This window comes from Paraburkholderia kururiensis, assembly GCF_034424375.1.
Lineage (GTDB): Bacteria > Pseudomonadota > Gammaproteobacteria > Burkholderiales > Burkholderiaceae > Paraburkholderia > Paraburkholderia kururiensis_A.
The window spans coordinates 6,587,792-6,607,279 of record NZ_CP139965.1; the positions used below are offsets into that span (position 1 = coordinate 6,587,792).

General features: G+C 65.9%; 19 protein-coding genes. 3 read left to right on the plus strand and 16 right to left on the minus strand.

Annotated features, from left to right (window positions below; translation table 11 throughout):
- The first annotated feature begins 18 nt into the window (after positions 1–18).
- Both U0042_RS29365 and U0042_RS29370 read left to right on the plus strand, forming a co-directional pair.
- Positions 19–1,023, plus strand: coding sequence for a HEAT repeat domain-containing protein (locus U0042_RS29365; protein WP_114811281.1), 1,005 nt, complete (start codon positions 19–21; stop codon positions 1,021–1,023).
- Positions 1,020–1,304, plus strand: a complete 285-nt coding sequence (locus U0042_RS29370) for a gamma-butyrobetaine hydroxylase-like domain-containing protein (RefSeq protein WP_114811280.1) — start codon at positions 1,020–1,022, stop codon at positions 1,302–1,304. The genes U0042_RS29365 and U0042_RS29370 overlap by 4 nt, the downstream gene beginning before the upstream one ends.
- Positions 1,305–1,317: 13 nt before the next feature.
- Here U0042_RS29370 and U0042_RS29375 read toward each other — a convergent pair whose 3' ends face one another.
- The 9 genes from U0042_RS29375 to U0042_RS29415 form a co-directional block, all read right to left on the minus strand.
- Complete coding sequence (locus U0042_RS29375; protein WP_114811279.1) at positions 1,318–1,536, minus strand: hypothetical protein; 219 nt, start codon at positions 1,534–1,536, stop codon at positions 1,318–1,320.
- Positions 1,537–1,590: 54 nt separating this feature from the next.
- Positions 1,591–3,024 (minus strand): ATP-binding protein, encoded by a 1,434-nt coding sequence (locus U0042_RS29380; RefSeq protein WP_114811410.1) that lies wholly within the window; start codon positions 3,022–3,024, stop codon positions 1,591–1,593.
- A gap of 20 nt (positions 3,025–3,044) precedes the next feature.
- Complete coding sequence (locus U0042_RS29385) at positions 3,045–3,758, minus strand: response regulator (protein WP_114811409.1); 714 nt, start codon at positions 3,756–3,758, stop codon at positions 3,045–3,047.
- Between the two features lie 131 nt (positions 3,759–3,889).
- Entirely contained in the window at positions 3,890–4,180 is a 291-nt protein-coding gene (locus U0042_RS29390) for an EF-hand domain-containing protein (RefSeq protein WP_114811278.1), read from the minus strand.
- Positions 4,181–4,348: 168 nt separating this feature from the next.
- Positions 4,349–5,716, minus strand: coding sequence for a hypothetical protein (locus tag U0042_RS29395; RefSeq protein WP_157977831.1), 1,368 nt, complete (start codon positions 5,714–5,716; stop codon positions 4,349–4,351).
- A 498-nt stretch (positions 5,717–6,214) separates the two neighbouring features.
- Positions 6,215–6,649 carry a MarR family winged helix-turn-helix transcriptional regulator gene (locus U0042_RS29400; RefSeq protein WP_114811276.1) on the minus strand — a complete coding sequence of 145 codons (435 nt, stop codon included), beginning with the start codon at positions 6,647–6,649 and terminating at the stop codon, positions 6,215–6,217.
- A gap of 14 nt (positions 6,650–6,663) precedes the next feature.
- A complete protein-coding gene (locus U0042_RS29405; protein ID WP_114811275.1) occupies positions 6,664–8,145 on the minus strand; it encodes an efflux transporter outer membrane subunit in 1,482 nt (493 codons plus the stop codon).
- Positions 8,146–8,155: 10 nt separating this feature from the next.
- Complete coding sequence (locus U0042_RS29410; RefSeq protein WP_114811274.1) at positions 8,156–9,730, minus strand: DHA2 family efflux MFS transporter permease subunit; 1,575 nt, start codon at positions 9,728–9,730, stop codon at positions 8,156–8,158.
- A 30-nt stretch (positions 9,731–9,760) separates the two neighbouring features.
- The gene (locus U0042_RS29415) at positions 9,761–10,855 is read right to left on the minus strand and encodes an HlyD family secretion protein (RefSeq protein WP_114811273.1); all 1,095 of its coding nucleotides are present in this window, start codon (positions 10,853–10,855) and stop codon (positions 9,761–9,763) included.
- A gap of 358 nt (positions 10,856–11,213) precedes the next feature.
- Between U0042_RS29415 and U0042_RS29420 the strand changes: the two genes are divergently transcribed.
- The gene (locus U0042_RS29420; RefSeq protein ID WP_114811272.1) at positions 11,214–12,002 is read left to right on the plus strand and encodes an aldolase; all 789 of its coding nucleotides are present in this window, start codon (positions 11,214–11,216) and stop codon (positions 12,000–12,002) included.
- Positions 12,003–12,081: 79 nt separating this feature from the next.
- Here the strand turns inward: U0042_RS29420 and U0042_RS29425 are convergent, their stop codons facing one another.
- The 7 genes from U0042_RS29425 to U0042_RS29455 form a co-directional block, all read right to left on the minus strand.
- Complete coding sequence (locus tag U0042_RS29425) at positions 12,082–12,444, minus strand: helix-turn-helix domain-containing protein (protein WP_114811271.1); 363 nt, start codon at positions 12,442–12,444, stop codon at positions 12,082–12,084.
- Positions 12,445–12,452: 8 nt separating this feature from the next.
- The gene (locus U0042_RS29430) at positions 12,453–13,625 is read right to left on the minus strand and encodes an NAD(P)/FAD-dependent oxidoreductase (protein ID WP_114811270.1); all 1,173 of its coding nucleotides are present in this window, start codon (positions 13,623–13,625) and stop codon (positions 12,453–12,455) included.
- Entirely contained in the window at positions 13,622–15,067 is a 1,446-nt protein-coding gene (locus tag U0042_RS29435; RefSeq protein ID WP_114811269.1) for an NAD(P)/FAD-dependent oxidoreductase, read from the minus strand. The genes U0042_RS29430 and U0042_RS29435 overlap by 4 nt, the downstream gene beginning before the upstream one ends.
- A complete protein-coding gene (locus U0042_RS29440; RefSeq protein ID WP_114811268.1) occupies positions 15,049–15,357 on the minus strand; it encodes a (2Fe-2S)-binding protein in 309 nt (102 codons plus the stop codon). Before U0042_RS29440 ends, U0042_RS29435 begins: the two co-directional genes overlap by 19 nt.
- Before the next feature lie 33 nt (positions 15,358–15,390).
- Positions 15,391–16,668 carry an NAD(P)/FAD-dependent oxidoreductase gene (locus tag U0042_RS29445; RefSeq protein ID WP_114811267.1) on the minus strand — a complete coding sequence of 426 codons (1,278 nt, stop codon included), beginning with the start codon at positions 16,666–16,668 and terminating at the stop codon, positions 15,391–15,393.
- 52 nt (positions 16,669–16,720) lie between these two features.
- Complete coding sequence (locus U0042_RS29450; RefSeq protein ID WP_114811266.1) at positions 16,721–17,389, minus strand: haloacid dehalogenase type II; 669 nt, start codon at positions 17,387–17,389, stop codon at positions 16,721–16,723.
- A 464-nt stretch (positions 17,390–17,853) separates the two neighbouring features.
- A complete protein-coding gene (locus U0042_RS29455) occupies positions 17,854–19,335 on the minus strand; it encodes an aldehyde dehydrogenase family protein (RefSeq protein ID WP_114811408.1) in 1,482 nt (493 codons plus the stop codon).
- Positions 19,336–19,488 lie beyond the last annotated feature (153 nt).

Genomic DNA, 19,488 nt, shown 5'->3' on the forward strand with positions numbered 1-19,488 from the left:
CATGGAGACCTGCTTCTCATGACCATTCAACCGTTCGCCGTGCGAGAAGACCTGCTTGCCGGCGCCTCCACGGCCGAAACGTCGGCGCTGCTCGCGAGGCTGTCCGCAACGGATGCCGCCGTGCGCCGCGTCGCGCTCATCGAACTCGCGGACCTCGAAGACACTGATCTCGTCCCGCCCGTTCGCCACGCCTTGCGCCATGATGCCGACGCGGCCGTGCGGGCCGAAGCGGCGCGCATCCTCATTGCCTGGGAAGACGAGGCAACGGTGGATGCGCTGTGCCACGCACTGCTCGATACAGCGGATGAAGTACGCGAAGCCGCGGCGCAGAGTCTTGCCGCGTTGAAACAGGCATCGTCGGCGGCCACACTGTGCCACTGGGCGGCACGCCCCGAGCCTCACGTGCTGGCCGCCGTGTTACGCGCGTTGCGAGAATTGCGGGCATCGGAATCGTTCGCGCCGGCACGGGGTGCGCTCGATCACGCCGACGCGCACGTTCGGCTGGAAGCGGTCGGCGTGCTCGGCTGGCTGCGTGACGCACGCGCCCTCGCGCCGCTGGCGAGACTCGCCACCCAGGACGACCACGCCGACGTGCGCCGCGCCGCTGCCGGTGGTCTCGGTTCCGCTGCTGCGGAAGACGCCGTCGCGATCGAGGCCTTGCTTACCGCGCTGCGCGACGAAGCATGGCAAGTACGCGAGGAAGCGGCCACGACGCTGGGCAAGCTGCGCCCCGCGAACGCCCGCGACGCGTTGATTGAGGCACTCGACGATTCTTACTGGCAAGTTCGCGTTCGCGCCGTGCGCGCGCTCGGGCGGCTTCGCGATACGGCTGCGGCACCGAACGTGGCGAGTCTGCTTGCGCACGCCATCAGCAACCTGCGCAAGGAAGCCGCGCTCGCACTCGGCGAACTCTGCGACCCTCGCACGATACCCGCGTTGCAGGCCGCACTCGACGACCGCGATCCTGACGTACGCAAGGCCGTGCGCATTGCGCTAAACCAGCTGGAAAGTGCCGCGCGATGAAACTGCCCGAAGAAGTCACGCTGAACCGCGCTGCACGCACGTTGACGCTGCGCTGGAGCGGTACGCAAACCGCCACGCTTCACTGCGCCGCGTTGCGCGCGGCTTGCCCGTGCGCCGCGTGCCGTCACGCACGGCTCACTGCCGGGACCGTTCACGTGCCGCAGGACGTGACACTGCTCGACGTGCAACCCGTCGGCCACTACGGTGTGCAACTCGCATTCAGCGACGGCCACGCGCGCGGCATCTACCCGTGGCCGTATCTGGCACAGCTCGGCGCGTAAACGCGCACATGGCTCATTCGGCGTGCTCGTCGCACCACTGGATCGCCCACTTTTGCGCGGCCGCCACGGCGTCGGTGTCGAAGTGATAGTCGCCCAGGTCGCCGGAGTACTTCACTTCGACAGGTGCGCTGCCCTGCCCCGTGCGCCGGAAAATCTTCGCGCGCGCGTAGAAGTGGCCGCCTTCGTCGAGGGGCGATGCGTCGATGTGAAACTGCTTGTAGTCGAATTTCATCACAGCCTCCTGGCTTCTTCGCGATGCGCTAACCGCTGGACAGGTTTCGAAAAGCTAACGCGTCTTCCGCTGCTGCGCGCTCGCTTGCGAATGCGGGGCGGCAGGCAACAGCGGCATGTTCACCAACGCCTCCAGTCCGCCGCCATCGCGTGCGCGAAACTGTAGCGATCCACCGTGCAAGCGCGCAATCCGCTCCACGATGGCAAGGCCGAGACCCGTGCCGGCCGACAGCGTACGGGCATTGCTGCCGCGACTGAACGGAGCTTTCAACTGCTCGAGTGCTTCGGCCGTGAGTCCCTGGCCCCGATCGCCCACCGCCACCCACGCCATGCCGCGCTCTGTCCATGTTCGTACCGCAAGGCCGGTACGTCCATAGGCCACGGCGTTTTGCATGAGGTTCATCAGCATGCGCAGGGTGCCGATGGGGCGAAACGCGAACACCGGCACCTCGCCCAGCGAGAGTTCGAAGTCGTGGCCAAGGCCCGCAAAATCCGCGGCAAGCTGGCTGACCAGTGCATTGAGGTCACCCGGTTGTGGAGTTTCACGCTCGCCGCTGCCCGCATAGTCCATGAACTGCTGGAGGATGGTGTCGATCTGGTCCAGATAGCGCTGCGCCGATGCCGCAAGCGAGTCGTCGTTCCCTTCGTTCCCTTCGCCCCCTTCGTCCCTTTCGCGGCGCTCGCCACCGGACGGACTCATTGCGATGGCAAGACGCAGCTTCGTCAGCGGCGTACGAATGTCGTGCGACACGCCGGCCAGCATCAGCGCGCGCGTTGTCTCGGCCTGGCGCAGCGCCGCCATCATCTGGTTGAACGCCGCGCTCACTTGCGCGATTTCGGTTGGGCCGTTCGTCGGCAACGGTGCCGGCTCTTCGCCCGCGCTCAATTGCTGTGCCGCCTGCGCAAGTTCGCGCAAGGGCCGGTTGATATGCCGCTGGATCGCAAAGCCCGTCAGCGCGGCCGCGAGCGCCAGCACGATGGAGAGCACGAGTGCCGTAGTCACGCCGCTCACTTCCGCTTCCTCGTTCAAGGGCAGCGTGATCCAGTACGGCGCGCCGGCCACGTGCACGCGAATCCACAGCTTCTGTGTGCGGCCGGTCTGCCAGATGACGGGCATGTCGGCAGGCAGGTGGCGCCGCAACGCATCGAGAAACACCCTGCGCTGAATCATGCGATAGAAGTGGACGAGGTCGCGGCGCGGTTCGTCGTCGAGGGTGGACGGCAACGCTTCCACGGCACCGAGCCGCGCCGCCGCGGCACGACCTTCGTCGGCGCGCAAGGGAGCGAGCGTGCGGTCGATACGCTGCACGTAGTCCGCAAACGCCGTTGCCGCGCGCTCCACGCGCGGACGCTGCACGTAATGCAGCAGGACCGTGAGCGAGCAGATCTGCGTGAACGCCACGAGCGCAACGAGCAGCACGATGTTGCGAGTGAGGAGCGAACGCGGCGACAGCGAGCGCGCCCGTGCCACGTTGCGTGCATGGTCCATCGCGGCCGGCGTGCGCCGCATCATGACTCGATGTCGGCCACGAGCATGTAGCCAACGCCCCACACCGTTCGAATGAAACGCGGCTTCGACGGATCGCTCTCAACGATCTGCCGCAGCCGCAAAATCTGCACGTCGATGCTGCGGTCCAAGGCTTCGTGATCGCGCCCGCGCGCGCGGGCCAGCAGATTTTCGCGGCTCACGGGCCGGTTCGGCGACGCCCCCAGCGCCTGCAACAGCAGCATCTGCGCCGAATGCACCTCGACCGGCTCACCGGCGCGCGTAAGCGTCTGCCTGCCGACGTCGAAGCGAAACTCGCCGAAGCGCAGCGCCTGTGCAGCCACGACAGGGTCGCCCGCCGCCATCTTTCGTCCGCGCAGCAACGCGCGAATGCGGGCCACCAGCTCGCCGGGCAGGAAAGGTTTGGCCAGGTAATCGTCGGCACCGGTCTCGAGGCCGACCACTCTATCCACGGGGTCGCCCTTCGCCGTGAGCATGAGGATGGGCAGCGTGTACCCTTCGGCGCGCAACCGGCGGCATACCGAGAGCCCGTCTTCCGGCTCCATCATGAGGTCGAGCACGAGCAGGTCGAACGGCTCGCGCTGCAGATAGCGGTCGAGACGCCGGCTGTCCGGCACCACCCGCACGTGAAAGCCGTGCTGCGTGAGGAAGCGCTGCAGCATGTTGCGCAGCTCCGCCTCGTCGTCGAGCACGATGATCTTCTCTGCCCGCTCCATGCCGCCTCTCCGGGTCTGTGCCTCGTCGCGATTGTGCACCAACTCCGCGGGCATGCGCGCGCGTTCCACGTGACTCCGCGTTCGGGTTCTGGCGGCGCGACAGGCTGAATCCGGCCGATCGACGAAGCCGTTCAACGCGACGCCGCGCGTTGCTTCATAAAGTCTTCGATCTGCGGCAGCGTCACGAAGCCCATTTTTTGCGTATCGATTTCGTCGAAATGCTGCGCGACCCTGGGCATGCCGCTCGCCGCCTGTTCTCGCGTGAGCTTGCCGTCATGCGTGGTGTTCGCGTTGGCGAAGCGGGTCTCGAGTTGCTGGAGCATGCGTTGCATGCGCATGCCGCCTGCGGGCGGCATGGCGGTCTGCGCCGTCGCGGCCGTGGAAAAGATGCAAAAGGCAAGCGTGACGAGTACGCGTTTCATGAAGTCCTCCGTGTCGTTCCGCCCCGCGGCACGGCGCCGGCAACGTGCGGCGTCTCGTGCGGGATGAAGGGGCAGGCGAATCTTAGGGGCGTACGCGTACGAAGGCGACTACGGAATCATGTCGCGATATGTCACCCTTGCCACTGCTCCCGGCTGCGCCGGCATCGCTCAGACGGGATGGGCGGTCGCGAAGTTCTTGTACGCGGTATAGCCCTGCTTCTTCGTCACGCCGTCTGCACTGACAAGGCCGAAGGTATTCTCGGCGGCCACGTCGAACAGCTCGTAGAAACAGATGCCGGCGATGTTGTAGGTGGAGCGTTCCGTGAAGTACTGGTTGAAGACCTGCGTGATATAGGCGGCGCCTTGATCGGTGTCGCCGGTATTGAAGCCCACTTCGGTGATCCACACCGGCACGCCGTACTGTTGCAGGTTCTGCAGGATGTTGAGCGGCGTCACCGTGCCGTCGTAGGCCGTCATGATGTTGCCGCTCGTTTCGTACCAGTGCCAGCCCGTGTAGTCCCACGTGAGCCGCGGGTGGCCGCTCGTGCCGTCGGGCTGCGTGCCGTTCCAGAGCATGTTGTTGAAGCCGATGAGCGTCGTGACGCCGCCGCCGCGAATGATCTTCGCGCCCGGCTGAACGGACCTGATGCCGTCCGCGGCGCCGCGCAGCAGCCCGCGCACCAGCTGAAAACGCGTGTTGTCGAACGAAGACGGTGTCTCGCCCACGCCGATGCAGCAGTAGTCGTCGATCTCGTTGCCGATCTCGTAGATCGGGCACCAGGCCTGCAATGCCGTGGCGGTATTCACGCCGCACTGGAACGCCCAATCGTAGTTGTCCTGTTCGGTCGTGGTGAACATGGCCTGATGGAACGCGAGGCACGGCAGGATCGTGACGCTCGTGCCGACAGCCGCTTGCGCATAGCGCGCGAGCGCCTGGGCGTCGCTCGTGGCGCCGTAGCAGTCGAGGCGATACACCGTCGCGCCCAGGTCGGCCAGCATCGCGATCTGCTGCGCGGGCGTTTGCGTGGCATACGCGCCGGTAGTCTGCAGCGGATGCCCGTTGAGGCCATAGAAGATCGGCGCGCTGCGCGGATCCGACGCAATGCTCCAGATGCCGTTCAGGTTCTTGTACCAGACGCCGGCCACGTTGCGCGCGTACACGGTGTGGTTCCAGTACAGCAGCATGTTCGGCGTAATGGGACACAGCGTGTTGGTATGCCCGCAGATCACGCGGCCATTCGAGATCGTCCAGTTCATGCCGGACGCGTCGATGAGCTGCGTAGCAGGAGGCAACGTGGTGCCCGACGTGGATTCCGCGAGCTTCGTGGCGACGTTGTTCGATGTCGTGGACGTACCCGCCGTGCCGGTCGTCGCGCTGGTTGCGGTCGTGCCCGCGTTCGTCGTGTTCGATCCGCTCGTATTCGACGCGGTCGTCATCGTCGTGGTGCTGCCCCCACCCCCGCCCCCGCCGCACGCGGCGAGCGCCATGCTGCCCGCTCCGGCCAGCAGGCCCGCCAGAAATTTCCGTCGCGACACGGACGCGTCAATAGAAAGCCCGCGTGCGTCGCGCGGCACCAAAACATTTCTGGAGGACATGATACGGATACCTGAATACGTGTGCTGAACCGGCAAAAAAGCCGCTGACTTCAGAGAGGAAGCGTTCGGGAGGTAAGGACGCGAGAGCCGCGCGCCGCCCGCATGGGGACCGTTGGGGCCGACGGTTGCTGGAGGGAGAAATCCGGAGCGAACATTCCGACGCCGGCCTGTATAACGGCGTCGATTGGTGTGACTTTAGGAGGATTTGCCGTTTTTTTCGAAAGACGCACAGAGGCGGGTAAGAGATACCGGGCGCCCTGCCGCGGCAAAGGTTTCAGCGCACGTCGACCAGTACGAAACTGCGCCGTTTTCGCGCTCGATCAGTAAAGCAGTCGCTCTTTCTGCAAGGGACCCGGCGCTTTCAGACGCGCCTCATTGGGTGACAGAACAGCTGCCGTGCCGCGCCTGCGATATGAATTCGTGACGAACCGTGCTCGCCTATCGCCGCCCCAGCTTCGCGAGTTCGACCAGCTCGTGCCTGAGACTCTCTGCACGCTCGCGGCCAAAATCGCGTTCCAGTTCCTGTTGCGCCGCGTCCCACAGCGGCCGCGCCGCACGATGCGCCGCTTTTCCCTCGTCGGTCAGCGCGAAGTGGAGCGTGCGCGCGTCGTCGCCCGCGGCCTCGGCCCGAACGAGTCGCGCGCGGCGCAAGGCGCTCACAGCACGCACGAGCGTGGTTCGATCCAGCAACAGCGCGTCCGCGAGTTCGCAGAACGTGAGCGTTGCGCCCTGGCTCAGGCGCGCCAGAATGGCGAACTGCGTGGGCGTAAGCGCCGCTGCCTTCAGGTGCCGCTCGTAGAGTTTGGCGAGATAGCGTGCAGCCTGACGCATCGCGAAGCCATGGGATTCGTCGAGGCAATCTGCGTGACTCATGATGATTTGCCCGCTTATGGCGTGGCGCCGTGCGCGACGGCACCCTTGGCCGAATCCGATGCCGACGCGTTTGCTGCCACCGCGTCGCCACCCGCTTCGACACGCCAGCCGCCACCCAGCGCGCGATACATCGCGACCGCCGCGAGCGCATGATCGCGCTTCGCTTCGTTCAACGATTCGTCGTCGTGCAGATAGCTTTCCTGCGCGGTCAGCACGTCGAGAAAGCTCGACGCCCCGCCCTTGTAGAGTTCGTTCGAAAGACGCAGCGCATCGCCCGATGCACCGAGCGCGGCGCCCAGCCGCTCCACGGCACCGGACGCGCTCACGAGATCGCTGCGCGTATCTTCGATGTCCTTCAACGCGTTGAGCAACGCACCGTTGAGATTCAACTGCGACTCGCGCATCTGGCTCTCGCTCTTCGCGATGTCGGCATCGATGCGGCCCGCGTTGAAGATCGGGCTCGTCGCGCCCAGCGCCGCGCTGAACAGGTTGTCGGTGAGCGTGGGCAAGCCGAGATACGACGCCGCGAGCAAACCGTCGCTCAGATTCAGCGAGAACTTCGGATACCGTTCTGCCCTGGCGGCGCCCACCTGCGCCGCGCGCTGCTCGACGGCCGCATAGGCCACGCGCACGTCGGGGCGACGCAACAGTGCTTCGGAAGGCAGCGTGGAAGGTGCCGACGTGCGCGGCACCGGTATCTCGCCGCGGCCGAACACGGCCGTGTTCAGGCTCTCGGGCGTGCGCCCCGTGTACACCGCAATCAGGCTCGACTGATGCTGGATTCGCGACTGAACAGGTGGAATGCGCGCCTGCAGTTCGCTCAGCTGGTTTTGCGCACGCGCCACGTCGAGCTTCGTCGAAAGCCCGTAATGCAGACGCTCCTGCGTGAGCCGCAGCGTGCGCTCGCGAATTCGCTGGTTATCTTCGAGAATGCCCAGCTCGCTTTGGGCCCAACGCAATTCGATGTAGGCGTCCGCAGTGTTCGCCGCCAGCGCGAGACGCAGTTCGTTCAGCGCCTCGCGCGTGCCCGTCGCCTGGGCCTTCGCTGCGAGCAGCGCGAGACGCTCGCCGCCGAACACGTCCGGGTTCCAGCTGGCCGACAGACCGAAGCCCGCCTGCCGTACATAGCCGAGCGGCGGCGGCACGATGATGCGCGTATCGCTCGCATTGGCGTTGGCGTTCAGCTCGGGCAGCAGCGCCGCGTGCTGCACCGTGGTCTGCGCCTCGGCCTGGCGCACGCGCTCGGCGGCAGCCTTCAGGTCGAGATTCTGGTCGAGCACGGTGCTCACGAGGTCGTGCATGACCGGATCGCCGAACTGCTGCCACCAGGCGTCGGCGTCCATGCTGTCGGGCGGCACGGCCACGTCGAATTCGGTGGGCGCCATCTGGCGCACCTGTTGCGAAAGATCGGCGTGCGTGGCGGGCGGCACGGCACATGCTGCAAGCGCGAGGCTTACCGCGAAGGCAAGCAGCGTCGTTCGGATGCGGGGGGGCATGGCGGTGGTCTCAATGAGCATCGGGGGGTGGCGTGGCGGTGTCGAGCCTGCGCACGAACAGCGCGCAGCCGATGGCCACGACAAAGCAGCACGCCACGGCGAAGTAGGCATCGGAGAAAGTGAGCGTGAGCGCCTCGCGCATCGCAACGTTGTGCAGCAGTTCAAGGCCGGCCTGCGGACCGCTGAGCACGTTCCCGGCCACCGTGCCGATCTGGTCCGACGCGCGCCCGAGCAGCGCCTCCACGACCGGCCGCCCGTCCGTGACGTGCTCGTTGAGGCGCAGGTAATGAAAATTGAGCCGGTCGTTCAGCATGGTGTTGCTCACGGCCACGCCAATAGCGCCGCCCAGATTACGCATCAGATTGAAGAGCCCGCTTGCCGAACGCAGACGCGCGGGCGGCAGCGCACCGAGCGCCATCGTGACGATGGGCGGAATGCAGAACTGCTGGCCCATGCCGCGCAACACCTGCGGCAGCAGCAGCTCTCGCCAGCCCCATTCGCTCGTCACAGGCACATAGAGATAGCAGCCGAGGCCGAACAGCGCGAGGCCGAACAGGTTCAGCCAGCGCAGATCGATACGCGTGGAGAGCCGCGAATAGACCACGAGCGCCACGACCTGCGCGATGCCCACCGAAAGCAGCGCGAACCCGGTTTGCATCGAACTGAAGCCGCGTACGCGTGCGAGAAATACGGGCGTCAGGAACACGGTACAGAAGATGCCGATGCCGGTGATGAACGAGAGCGTGGAGCCGAGTGCGAAGTTGCGAATGCGCAGCGCGCGCAGATCGACGACCGTTTCGCGCGCGGTGAGCGCATGAACGATGAAGAGAAAGCCGCAGATGGCCGATATCCAGACGCAGACCAGAATGGTCGTATCGCCCAGCCAGTTCTTGCGCGGCCCTTCTTCCAGCACGTATTCGAGACATCCCAGAAAGCCCGACATCAGCAGAATGCCGAGATAGTCGCCCTTCTTCAGCAGGCTCACGTCAGGCTCGTCGATATGCACGAACTTCGGCACCAGCACCGTCACCGCAATGCCGGGCACCACGTTGAGGTAGAAGAGCCAGTGCCACGACCACTGGTCGGTGATCCAGCCGCCTATCACGGGGCCGATGGCCGGCGCCAGCGTGGCGAGCGCGCCGATGGTGGTGGCCGCCAGCGCGCGCTGCCTGCCGGGGAACAGCACGAACGCTGTTGTAAAGACCGTGGGAATCATCGCCGCACCGAGCGCGCCTTGCAGCGCGCGGAACAGGATCTCCGAGTTGATGTCCCATGCCATTCCGCACAGCATGCTGGCAATCGTGAAGCCCAGCGCGGAAGCCGCGAAGAGCCAACGCGTGGAGAACACGCGCGTGAGCCAGCCGGACATCGGAATCACGATGATCTCGGCGATCAGATAGGCCGTCTGAATCCAGGAGAGCTCGTCCTGGCTCGCCGACAGTCCGCCGCCGATGTCTCGCAGCGACGAAGCGACGATCTGGATGTCGAGCGTCGCCATGAAGAAGCCGAGGCACATCAACGCGAATGCCGTGACCTTGGTGCGCAGCGGCAGGTCCATCGGGTTGACGGGAACGTGTGAGGTCATGATGCGGTCTCCGCGGCCGTGGGTACGGGTTTAGCCGTTGTGCTGACGCGCACCCGCGAGATGCACGCGCACAGTCGCGGAAAGCCCCGGGCGCAGGTACTGCGCATCTTTCGGCACGTCGAGCACGACGCGCACCGGCACGCGCTGCACGATCTTCGTGAAGTTGCCGGTGGCGTTCTCGGGCGGCAGCACGCTGAAGGTCGCGCCCGTAGCCGGTGCAATGCTTTGCACGGTGCCGCGTATCGTGCCCGCATGAGCGTCCAGCGTCACTTCGGCGGGGTCGCCGTCGTGCATCTTCCTCAGCTGGTCTTCCTTGAAATTGGCATCGATCCACAAGCCCTGCGCGGGCACCACCGTGAGCATCGACGTTCCCGCGGAAGCCAGCAGGCCTACTCGGGCCGTGCGATTGCCTACGTAGCCGTCTACGGGCGAACGTATCGTCGTGTAGTCGACATTGAGCTGCGCATAGCGCTGCTCGGCCTGCGCCTTGGCGACGCGCGCGTCGGCATCGGCAATCTGTGCGTCGAGCACGGTGAGCTGCTGTTTCGCCGCGAGCAGCGATGCACCGTTGCCCTCCACCGCCGCTTTGGCTTTCGCAAACGCTGCGTCGGCCTGTTCGACCAGCTGATTGGACACGGCGTCGTCCTTCACGAGCTGCCGGTAACGCAACTGGTCCGCGTTCGTGCGCACCAGTTCCGCGCGCGCCGCCGTTACGCCTGCGGCCTGCTGATCGATCACGGCAAGCTGAAGCGCGCGCTTCGCCTTCAGTTCGTTGACGGAGGCCGCGGCACTGTTCACTTCCGCGATGGCCTGCGCGAGCTTCGCGTCGTAGTCGCGCGAATCGAGGCGAATCAGCACCTGGTTGGCCTTCACGTACTGGTTGTCCTGCACCAGCACCTGGTCCACGAAGCCCGTTACCTTCGGCGCAATGACCGTGACGTTGCCGCCCACGTAGGCGTCGTCCGTGGACTCCACCCAGCGGCCCACCACGAACCAGTAGGCGAGCGCGGCACAGACCGCCAGCACCACGCCGATGACGGCGAGCAGCATCCATGGAATCGTGCGGACACGAGCTGCCGGTACGGCGCCGGCGACTGCGGGAGTTTGAGCAGATGTCGTACTCATGATCTCTGTGCTTATGCACTCGTAAAGATGAAGGAAAACCGCACCCGGACGGCGGTGCACATGTTCGTGCACGGATCGGCACCCGCCACCACGCGTTCCAGTTCGACCGCGCCATATTGCCTGTGCATATGCACCACGACAAGTGATACGGAACGAAATGAGTTTTTGCAATCCCGATAACAAAGGAATGGAGCGCGAGGCTCGTTCCTTGCAGAAGCCTTTCCGTGCGACTCACGGAATACTTAATGGATTCGTGACTGGACGACGCCCCGCTCTCGCGCGAAGATCACGTTCGCGACAACACACGCTCTCCCGCCACCTATCCGTCGTTCCGATCAAGCCCCAGGCAAACTTCAACATGGCTCACACGCTCACCACCTCGCCGTCCGCCGCCGCTTCGCGCCGCCTCGATCTCGCGTCGGATGCCATCGTGCAGGCCCGCGTCGAACTCGCCGCGTGCTTCCGGCTCGCAGCACTCAACGGCTTCGAGGAAGGCGTCTGCAATCATTTCTCTGCTGTCGTACCGGGCCACGACGATCTGTTCTTCGTGAACCCCTACGGCTACGCGTTCAGCGAGATCACCGCGTCGCGTCTCCTGATCTGCGACTTCCACGGCAACGTGATCGAAGGTGAAGGCAAGCCCGAAGCCACGGCGTTCTATATTCACGCACGGCTGCATCGGTTGATGCCGCGCGTGAAAGCTGCGTTTCACACGCACATGCCGAACGCCACGGCCTTGTGTCTGCTGGAAGGCCCGCCTCTGCTCTGGCTGGGGCAAACGTCACTGAAGTTCTACGGCCGCACCGCAGTGGACGAGCATTACAACGGTCTGGCTCTGGACGAATCGGAAGGCGACCGCATCGCCGCAGCGATGGGCGACGCCGACATCCTGTTCCTCAAGAATCACGGTGTGATGGTGGCCGCGCCCGATATCGCGCAGGCCTGGGACGATCTCTACTACCTGGAGCGCGCTGCCGAGGTGCAACTCAAGGCCATGAGCACGAACCGGCCGCTCAAGTGCATTCCCGCCGAAGTCGCACAACTCGCCTACGAGCAGATACGTGCGGGCGACGCCGAGAGCGCGCGTGCTCACCTGGAAAGCGGCGTGCGGCAGTTGCGTGAGTGCGGTATCGCGTTCGATCGTTGAAGGATGGCGGTGCCGACAGACGGCGGGAAATGGACGTCGCCGCCGTCGCTCCCGTCACATGGCGAAGCGAAAGCGGCAGCTACTCCGCCGCCGCGAGATAAGCCGCCGGGGTCGTGCCCAGCGTACGCTTGAAATGCCGCCCCAGGTGGCTCTGATCGAAGAAGCCGACTTCGGTTGCTACCACCGATGGCGGCACGCCTCCACGCAGCAGCTTTTGCGCATGACGCACCCGTACGAGGCACACGTACCGATGCGGCGAGATGCCCACCTGCGCGCGAAAGAGCGCCGCAAAACGCGACACGCTTAGTTCGGCGGTCGCAGCCAGCGTCGCCAATGTGACGGGCTGCGCGAACGAACGCTCGATGAACTCGATAGCACGCTCGATAGGCTGCGTGGCCACGCCCGCCGTCCCCGTGTCGCTGGCATCGTCGAGGGAAGTCATCTGTGTTCCTATGCAGCGGCCCCGGCCGATGCGGTTGCCGCCACTTCCTGGGAGGACGAAGCAAATCGACCAATGTGGAACGGACCCAGCGGCGTGGTGGTGGCGCCAGTGTCGATCAGCTCGGCCATGGTGTCGCCTACGCCCGGTCCAAGCTGAAAGCCGTGGCCCGAAAAGCCGAACGCATAGTAAAGGTTGCTCACCTTGCCGCTCGCCCCCATCACCGGAATATCGTCCGAGACGTAGCCTTCAATACCGCTCCACACGCGAATGATGTTGAGCCGCGCGAGTGCGGGCGCGAGGCGCTGCAACTGGCGAAACTGCAGCAGCGTGCTCTCCGGCAACACGTACGCGCGACGCAGATCGGGATACGCGGGCCCGCGCGCACAGCCGCCGAACACGATGTTGCCGCGTTCGATCTGCCGGAAATACACCACCTCTTCGAGCAGCGGCGACGACACGCCCACCACGGGCCGAATGCCGTACGGCACGGGCTCCGTCACGGCCATTTGCGGACCGTGCACGGCAAGCGGTACCGGCTCGCCGAATTGCTCGCTGAGCGTACTGCCCCATGCGCCCGCGGTAATCAGCAACACCGGCGCATGGAACGTGCGACCGTCCACGGCCGTCGCACGGAACGCCGCGCCCTCTTTTTCAACCGTCGCGATCTCGGTGTTCTCTTCGATCTGCGCGCCGAGCCGCGCGGCCGCACGTCCGAACGCGGGCGCGGCGAGGCGTGGGTTCGCATGGCCGTCCGTCGCCGAATACGACGCTGCCAGCACTTCAGGGCCAAGGAAGGGAAAGCGCGAGCGCATCTGTTCGCCGCGCATGACGTCGAGCATGAGGCCGTACTGGCGCGCGTCCTTCGCGTACGTTTCGAGCGTGTGCGCCTGTTCTTCGCGATAGCAGACGCGAATATGCCCGGACGGCAAGAACTCCGCGTCGTGATTGATGAGCGCAGGCAGCTTGCCCCAGATTTCGCGGGAGCGGTTCGCAAGCGGTAGTTGCGGCAGAAAACGTCCTTGACGACGCACGTTACCGAAGTTGGTTCCGCTCGCCTGCTGCCCGATCAAACCACGTTCGATCAAAATGACGGAGCGCCCGCGGCGGCGCAGAAAAAACGCCGTGGCTGCACCCATGATGCCGCCGCCCACGATCATCACATCGGCTTCAGCGCGTTTCATTCGTGAACCTCCGTGACGCCTTTGGCAAGGGGTGCTTCGGCCGCGGCGGCACTGCCGGGGCGGGCGTCCGCCACGATTTCCACGGTCGAGATGGCAAGCGGCTTCACAGGCGCCTGGCCGCGCAACCGTCCCACCTGTTCGAGCGGCACGCCTGCGGCGGCCGCAATGATCTCCGCTGCGGCGTGGCCGCAGTAGCGCCCCTGGCAGCGGCCCATGCCCACACGGCTGAACGCCTTCGCACGATTCGCCTCGCACGCGCCTTCGTTCTTGATGACGCGCCGCAGTTCGCCCACGGTAATGCCTTCGCAGCGGCAGGCAATGATCTCGTCGGAAAGTCGCGCCGCCTGTGCCGCGGGCCACGGGAAGGCCTGGGCCAGGCCCTGGCGGAAGCGATCCATCTTGCGCTGCTGCGCTTTGAGAGGCGCGAGCGTTGCTTCGGACACCGTATGACCCAGATCGCTCAACACCGCATACGCGGCGAGCCGTCCCGCCAGTTCCGCACCATCGGCGCCCAGCACGCGAACGCCGTCGCCTGCCAGATAGACGCCCGCCTGCGAGCTGCGACCCAGCTCGTCGATCTGCGGCAGCCACTGGCGGGTGCCTTCATCGAAGCGGAACGCGCAGCGCGCGAGGTCGGCCAGCTGCGTTTCGGGACGCAGGTGGTAGCCGAGCGCCACGGCATCGCATGCGATCCGGCGCACCTCGCCCTTCGCATCGCGGTACTGAACGCCTTCCACGCCGTGGGCGTCGGTGCCCAGAATTTCGAGCGGCTCGATGCCGTGCTCCACATGCACGCCGGACTTCTTCAGCGCAGAGACGAGCGCCGCGCCCTTCTTCAGCACGTCCGGTCGCGCGATCAGTTTGGGCAGCGCCCGCAGCCGCGCGGAGGCGGGCGATGTATCGAGCACTGCCGCCACGCGTGCGCCGGCACGCACGTACTGATTCGCGACGAGATACAGCAACGGCCCCGATCCCATGAACACGACGTGACTTCCGATCGAGCACGCCTGCGCCTTCAGCGCAATCTGCGATGCGCCCAGGCTGTACGTGCCCGCGCGTTGCCAGCCCTTCACCGGCATCAGGCGATCGGTCGCGCCGGGGCACAGCACGAGCGCGTCGTAAGGCAGCGCATGCGACTGGCCGCGATGCAGCACATACAGGTGCCCCTTGCTCACGTTCCATGCGAGTGTGTCGGGCCGGTAGTCGACCTGGGCGCGCACACGCTCGAACGTCGAGTGCAGGTGAGCCGCACGGCTCGCCTCGGTGCCGTAGAGTTTTTCGTAAGGACGCCCGAAGTTCTCGGGCTGTCGCCGGTAGATCTGGCCGCCGTCGCGGCGGCCTTCGTCGATCACGACAGGCGCAATGCCGGCTGCGAGCAGCGTCTCCGTGCAGCGCACGCCGGCCGGACCCGCGCCCACGACGATTACGCGAGGTTGGCCCATTGCACCTCCGGTTGTGTGGTGACGATCTGCATGCCCTCGCGTACTTCCGTCGTGCAGGCGCGCAGGCGTTCGCCGGCTTCCGTCCAGACCCAGCAGTCCTGGCACGCGCCCATCAGGCAAAAGCCGGCGCGCGTCTCGTCGCCGAATTCCGACTGGCGCACGTGATCCACCGCGCAGAGCATCGCCACGAGCAACGTGTCGCCCGCGAGCGCCTCCACGTCGGCACCGTTTATGCGTAGCTTCACTGTTTCCCGGCCCGTTTCGCCAAGCCGGACGAATCGTCCGCCCATGCTGCTGCTCCTTGCGTTCGCGATGCCACGCGGCTAGTGAATCATGTCCTGAAAGCGGTACCACGCGCCCACGAACGGCAGAAACCATGCGTGACCGAAGTGGCCCGGAATGGCCGGCCATGCGAGTTCGCCCCACGGGTTGCGCGAGGCTGCGCCGAACATCACGTCGGCCATCACGCGGCCCATGTGCACCGACATCTGTACGCCGTGGCCGCTATAGCCCATCGAGTAGAAAAGGCCTTCGTGCTGACCCGCGCGCGGCAGACGGTCCGCCGTCATATCGACAAGACCGCCCCAGCAATAGTCAAGGCGCACGTCGGCGAGTTGCGGAAAGTAGTGCGCGAGGCTCGCGCGCAGAATGCGGCCGCTCTTTTCGTCCGAACGCGGGTTCGACATCGCGAAGCGCGCGCGGCCGCCGAACAGCAGGCGGTTGTCCGCCGTGGCGCGAAAGTAGTTGCCGATATTGAGCGTCGTCACGTACGCGCGCCGCGTAGGCAGCAGCGCGTCCAGCCGTTCCTTGCCGAGCGGCTCCGTCACCACGATGAAGCTGCCCACCGGCGCGATGCGTCGCCGGAACCACTGAAGCGGTCCCACGCGCGATGCGCCCGTTGCCACGAGCACGCGTGCGGCGCGAATCGTGCCGCGCGGCGTCACCACGTCGTAGCGCTCGCCGCCGAGAGGCTTCAACGCCGTAACAGGCGAGTCCTCGAAAATGCGCGCGCCGCGCTTCACCGCCGCTTCGGCCAGCCCCACGCCGAACTTGCCCATATGCATCTGGGCGCCGTTGCGCTGCACGAGTCCGCCGAAGAAGCGGTTCGAACCCACTTCGTCGCGGATGCGTTCCGGCGCAATCAGTTCGATCTCCCGATCAACGTCGCGCACCAGCGTTTCGTAGGTCTTCGCGAGCTTCGCGAAATGCTGCGGCTTCGCGGCGAGCTTGATCTTGCCGCCGCCCACGAAGTCGCAATCGATCTGTTCTTCGGTCACGATCGTGCGCACCGACTGCACCGCACTCTCATAGGCGCGATAGAAGCGCAGCGCCTGCTCGCGGCCAATGCGTTCGGCCAGCGTCGCGTAGTCGTGCGCGAGGCCCGTATTGCACTGCCCGCCGTTGCGCCCCGACGCCTCGCTCGCCACGCTGCCCGCTTCCAGCACCGTCACGGGCACGCCTTTCTTCGCGAGCGCGAGCGCCGCCGACAAACCCGTGAACCCGCCGCCGATCACGACCACCTCGGCCGTGCCTTCCACAGGCCCCGGGTCGCCGTGCCGGAACGCCGGACGGGTATCGAGCCAGTACGATTCGAACTTCATCGCAGTCCTTCGCTCGCGCAGAGCGGGCAGTCGTTCATGAACCCGCGGCCCGTTACAGACCCACCACGCCGGGCAGGCCGCCGATGTCCTTGATCTCGTGATAGTTGTAGTACGGCGTGGAAGGCTCGTGGCCGCGCGCGACGAACACCTTGTTCTTCACGCCCAGATCGTTCGCCGACATGAGGTCGTAGCGCAGGCTGGACGACACGTGCAGGATGTCTTCCGGGCCGCAGCCCAGGTTGTCCAGCATGTATTCGAACGCCTGCAGACGCGGCTTGTAGGCCTGCGCCTGCTGCGCCGTGAACACGCGATGAAACGGCGCGCCCAGTTTTTCGACGTTGCTGTGAATCTGGTCGTTCGACGCGTTCGAGAGAATCACGAGCGGGAATTCCTTCGCCACTTTCGCGAGCCCTTCCGGCACGTCGGCATGCGGGCCCCACGTCGGCACCGCGTCGTAGAAGCGCTGCGCCTCGGCGTCGTCGTAAGCGAGGTTCCAGCGCTTGAGCGTGCGACGCACCGCGTTCTTCACCACTTCCTGATACGGCTTCCACGCGCCCAGCACTTCATCCAGACGATACGCGGCGAAGTCGCGCACGAACTGCTCCATCTGTTCCGGCGCCACGCGGCCGGCAAAGATCTCGCGCGCCATGTCGCCCATGCGGAAGCGGGTCAGCGTACCGTAGCAGTCGAACGTGATGTATTTCGGTCGGAAGCGGGTCATGGCGGGTCCTGTGGTAGTCAAGGAGGTCGGTGGCGTGCCGGTGAGGGCGACAGTCGTTCTTGCTGGAATGAATTACATCACCGCAAAAAATACGGGTTGTCGTGTATTGGCCTTGCGTGAACACACAATCGGCCGTTTTTTGGCGGCTCTACAGCAGACTATGCGGCGCTGTCCTGTGCCTCCCGGAAAGCGGCTTCAGGCCGACCGCGCACGGCGTCCCGGCACACGAACGAGGGCCGCGATGCGGGGGCCAGCGCCCGCTGGGACGGGCTCCGTGAGGGTTTTCACGGACTCGTGCCGGAAAGCGGCAGGACAACTCGCGAGAGAGGCGTCGAAACAAAACGGCCGCGCCGGAAACCGGCGCGGCCGTTCGAAAGCATCGCAAGAACAGCGGCTGGCAGCAGATCGTGCTGCGCGTGCCGCTGCCTTTCCTCCTACGGTTTCGCGAGGCGGCGCAAGGAAACTCAGGCGCCCTGGTTCAGGTCGATCAGCACGCTCTTGAAGCGCAGGTTCGCCTCGAACGCCTGGCGTCCCAGGTCCTTGCCGAGACCCGACTGCTTGTAGCCGCCGGTGGGAATCACGAAGTCGGCCGTGCGGCCGTAGCGGTTGATCCAGACCGTGCCGGCCTCGATGGCGCGCATCGCGCGCAGTGCGCGGCCGATGTCCGCGGTATGAACGCCCGCGGCAAGGCCGTACTTTTCGTGGCTCGCGAGCGCCAGCGCTTCGGCCTCGCTCTCGAAGGTCTGAACCGTGAGCACGGGGCCGAAGACTTCTTCGCGCACGGCCTCGTTGCTCGCGCTCACGCCGGTCAGGATGGTCGGCGCATAGAACGCGCCTGCGCCCGCCACGGGAAGGCGGCCGCCGCCCACGGCGATCTGCGCGCCCTGCTCCACGGCACGCTTCACGATGCCTTCGATGCGCTGCGCCTGCACCGACGAAATGATGGGTGGCAACGTGGTGCCCGGCGCCCAGGTGTGCCCCGGCTTGAGCGCGGCGAATGCGGAGGCGATGCCGTCCACGAGACGCGACACCACGCGTTTTTCGACGATCAGCCGCGAGCCGGCCACGCACACCTGCCCTGCGTTGCCGGCGATCGCGCCGGCCACGCGACGCGCCACGAGATCGAGGTCCGGCGCGTCGGCGAACACGACCTGCGGGCTCTTGCCGCCCAATTCGAGCGTGACGGGTTTCGTGCCGCTCTGCGCACACGCGGCCATGATGGCGGCGCCCGTCTGACTGGAGCCCGTGAACGTGACCTTCGCAATGCGCGGATGCCGCACGAGCGCATCGCCCGTCGTGCGTCCGTCGCCCTGGATCACGTTGAAGATGCCCGGCGGCATGCCGGCTTCGACGGCCAGTTCGGCAAGCCGCAGCGCGGAAAACGGCGTGAGTTCGGAGGGCTTCAGCACCACGGCGTTGCCCGCGGCCAGCGCGGGCGCGACCTTCCACGACGCCATCACGAGCGGAAAATTCCACGGTGCAATGGCGCCGATCACGCCATACGGCTCCGCCACGATCATGCCGAGATGGTCCGGCCGCGTGGCCGCCACCTCGCCGCCGATCTTGTCCGCGAACTCCGAGTAGAAGCGGATGCACTCGGCCGTGAACGGCACGTCCCACGCCGCGGCATCGCGAATGGGGCGCGTGGAGCCCACCGATTCGATACGCGCGAGCGTATCGACGTCAGCTTCGATCAGTTCGGCCCAGCGCCGCATGACGCGCGCGCGTTCGCGCGGCGCGCGACGGGCCCAGTCGCTCGTGCGGAAGGCCTGCCAGGCGTTCTCCACGGCGCGGTCCACTTCGTCGGCGCCGGCGATGGGCAGGTCCGCGTAGACGGCGCCGTCCGAGGGGCGCGCCACGTCCATCGCGACGGGACCGCTCACATAGCGGCCGCCGATGAAGTGCGCGCTGCGCACGGAAACGAGAGCGGGATCGAAGCTTTCCATGAGGTCGTTCCAGTGGGCCGTTCCGCGAGGCGCATTGCCGTCTATGTCGTTGCGCGAGCGCGGATCGGCGAAAAGAAGAAGGGACAACGAAGCATGCAATGCGGCTCATGGTACGGGCGATGCCGCAGCATTTGCTGCCGTGATACGCGGGCG

Coding starts and splice junctions, on each gene's coding strand:
- U0042_RS29390 (WP_114811278.1), bottom strand. CDS start 4,180: ATGAAACGCGTACTCGTCACGCTTGCCTTTTGCATCTTTTCCACGGCC.
- U0042_RS29410 (WP_114811274.1), bottom strand. CDS start 9,730: ATGACCTCACACGTTCCCGTCAACCCGATGGACCTGCCGCTGCGCACC.
- U0042_RS29435 (WP_114811269.1), bottom strand. CDS start 15,067: ATGGGCCAACCTCGCGTAATCGTCGTGGGCGCGGGTCCGGCCGGCGTG.
- U0042_RS29455 (WP_114811408.1), bottom strand. CDS start 19,335: ATGGAAAGCTTCGATCCCGCTCTCGTTTCCGTGCGCAGCGCGCACTTC.
- U0042_RS29365 (WP_114811281.1), top strand. CDS start 19: ATGACCATTCAACCGTTCGCCGTGCGAGAAGACCTGCTTGCCGGCGCC.
- U0042_RS29415 (WP_114811273.1), bottom strand. CDS start 10,855: ATGAGTACGACATCTGCTCAAACTCCCGCAGTCGCCGGCGCCGTACCG.
- U0042_RS29450 (WP_114811266.1), bottom strand. CDS start 17,389: ATGACCCGCTTCCGACCGAAATACATCACGTTCGACTGCTACGGTACG.
- U0042_RS29385 (WP_114811409.1), bottom strand. CDS start 3,758: ATGGAGCGGGCAGAGAAGATCATCGTGCTCGACGACGAGGCGGAGCTG.
- U0042_RS29430 (WP_114811270.1), bottom strand. CDS start 13,625: ATGAAACGCGCTGAAGCCGATGTGATGATCGTGGGCGGCGGCATCATG.
- U0042_RS29445 (WP_114811267.1), bottom strand. CDS start 16,668: ATGAAGTTCGAATCGTACTGGCTCGATACCCGTCCGGCGTTCCGGCAC.
- U0042_RS29420 (WP_114811272.1), top strand. CDS start 11,214: ATGGCTCACACGCTCACCACCTCGCCGTCCGCCGCCGCTTCGCGCCGC.
- U0042_RS29380 (WP_114811410.1), bottom strand. CDS start 3,024: ATGGACCATGCACGCAACGTGGCACGGGCGCGCTCGCTGTCGCCGCGT.
- U0042_RS29440 (WP_114811268.1), bottom strand. CDS start 15,357: ATGGGCGGACGATTCGTCCGGCTTGGCGAAACGGGCCGGGAAACAGTG.
- U0042_RS29400 (WP_114811276.1), bottom strand. CDS start 6,649: ATGAGTCACGCAGATTGCCTCGACGAATCCCATGGCTTCGCGATGCGT.
- U0042_RS29370 (WP_114811280.1), top strand. CDS start 1,020: ATGAAACTGCCCGAAGAAGTCACGCTGAACCGCGCTGCACGCACGTTG.
- U0042_RS29375 (WP_114811279.1), bottom strand. CDS start 1,536: ATGAAATTCGACTACAAGCAGTTTCACATCGACGCATCGCCCCTCGAC.
- U0042_RS29425 (WP_114811271.1), bottom strand. CDS start 12,444: ATGACTTCCCTCGACGATGCCAGCGACACGGGGACGGCGGGCGTGGCC.
- U0042_RS29405 (WP_114811275.1), bottom strand. CDS start 8,145: ATGCCCCCCCGCATCCGAACGACGCTGCTTGCCTTCGCGGTAAGCCTC.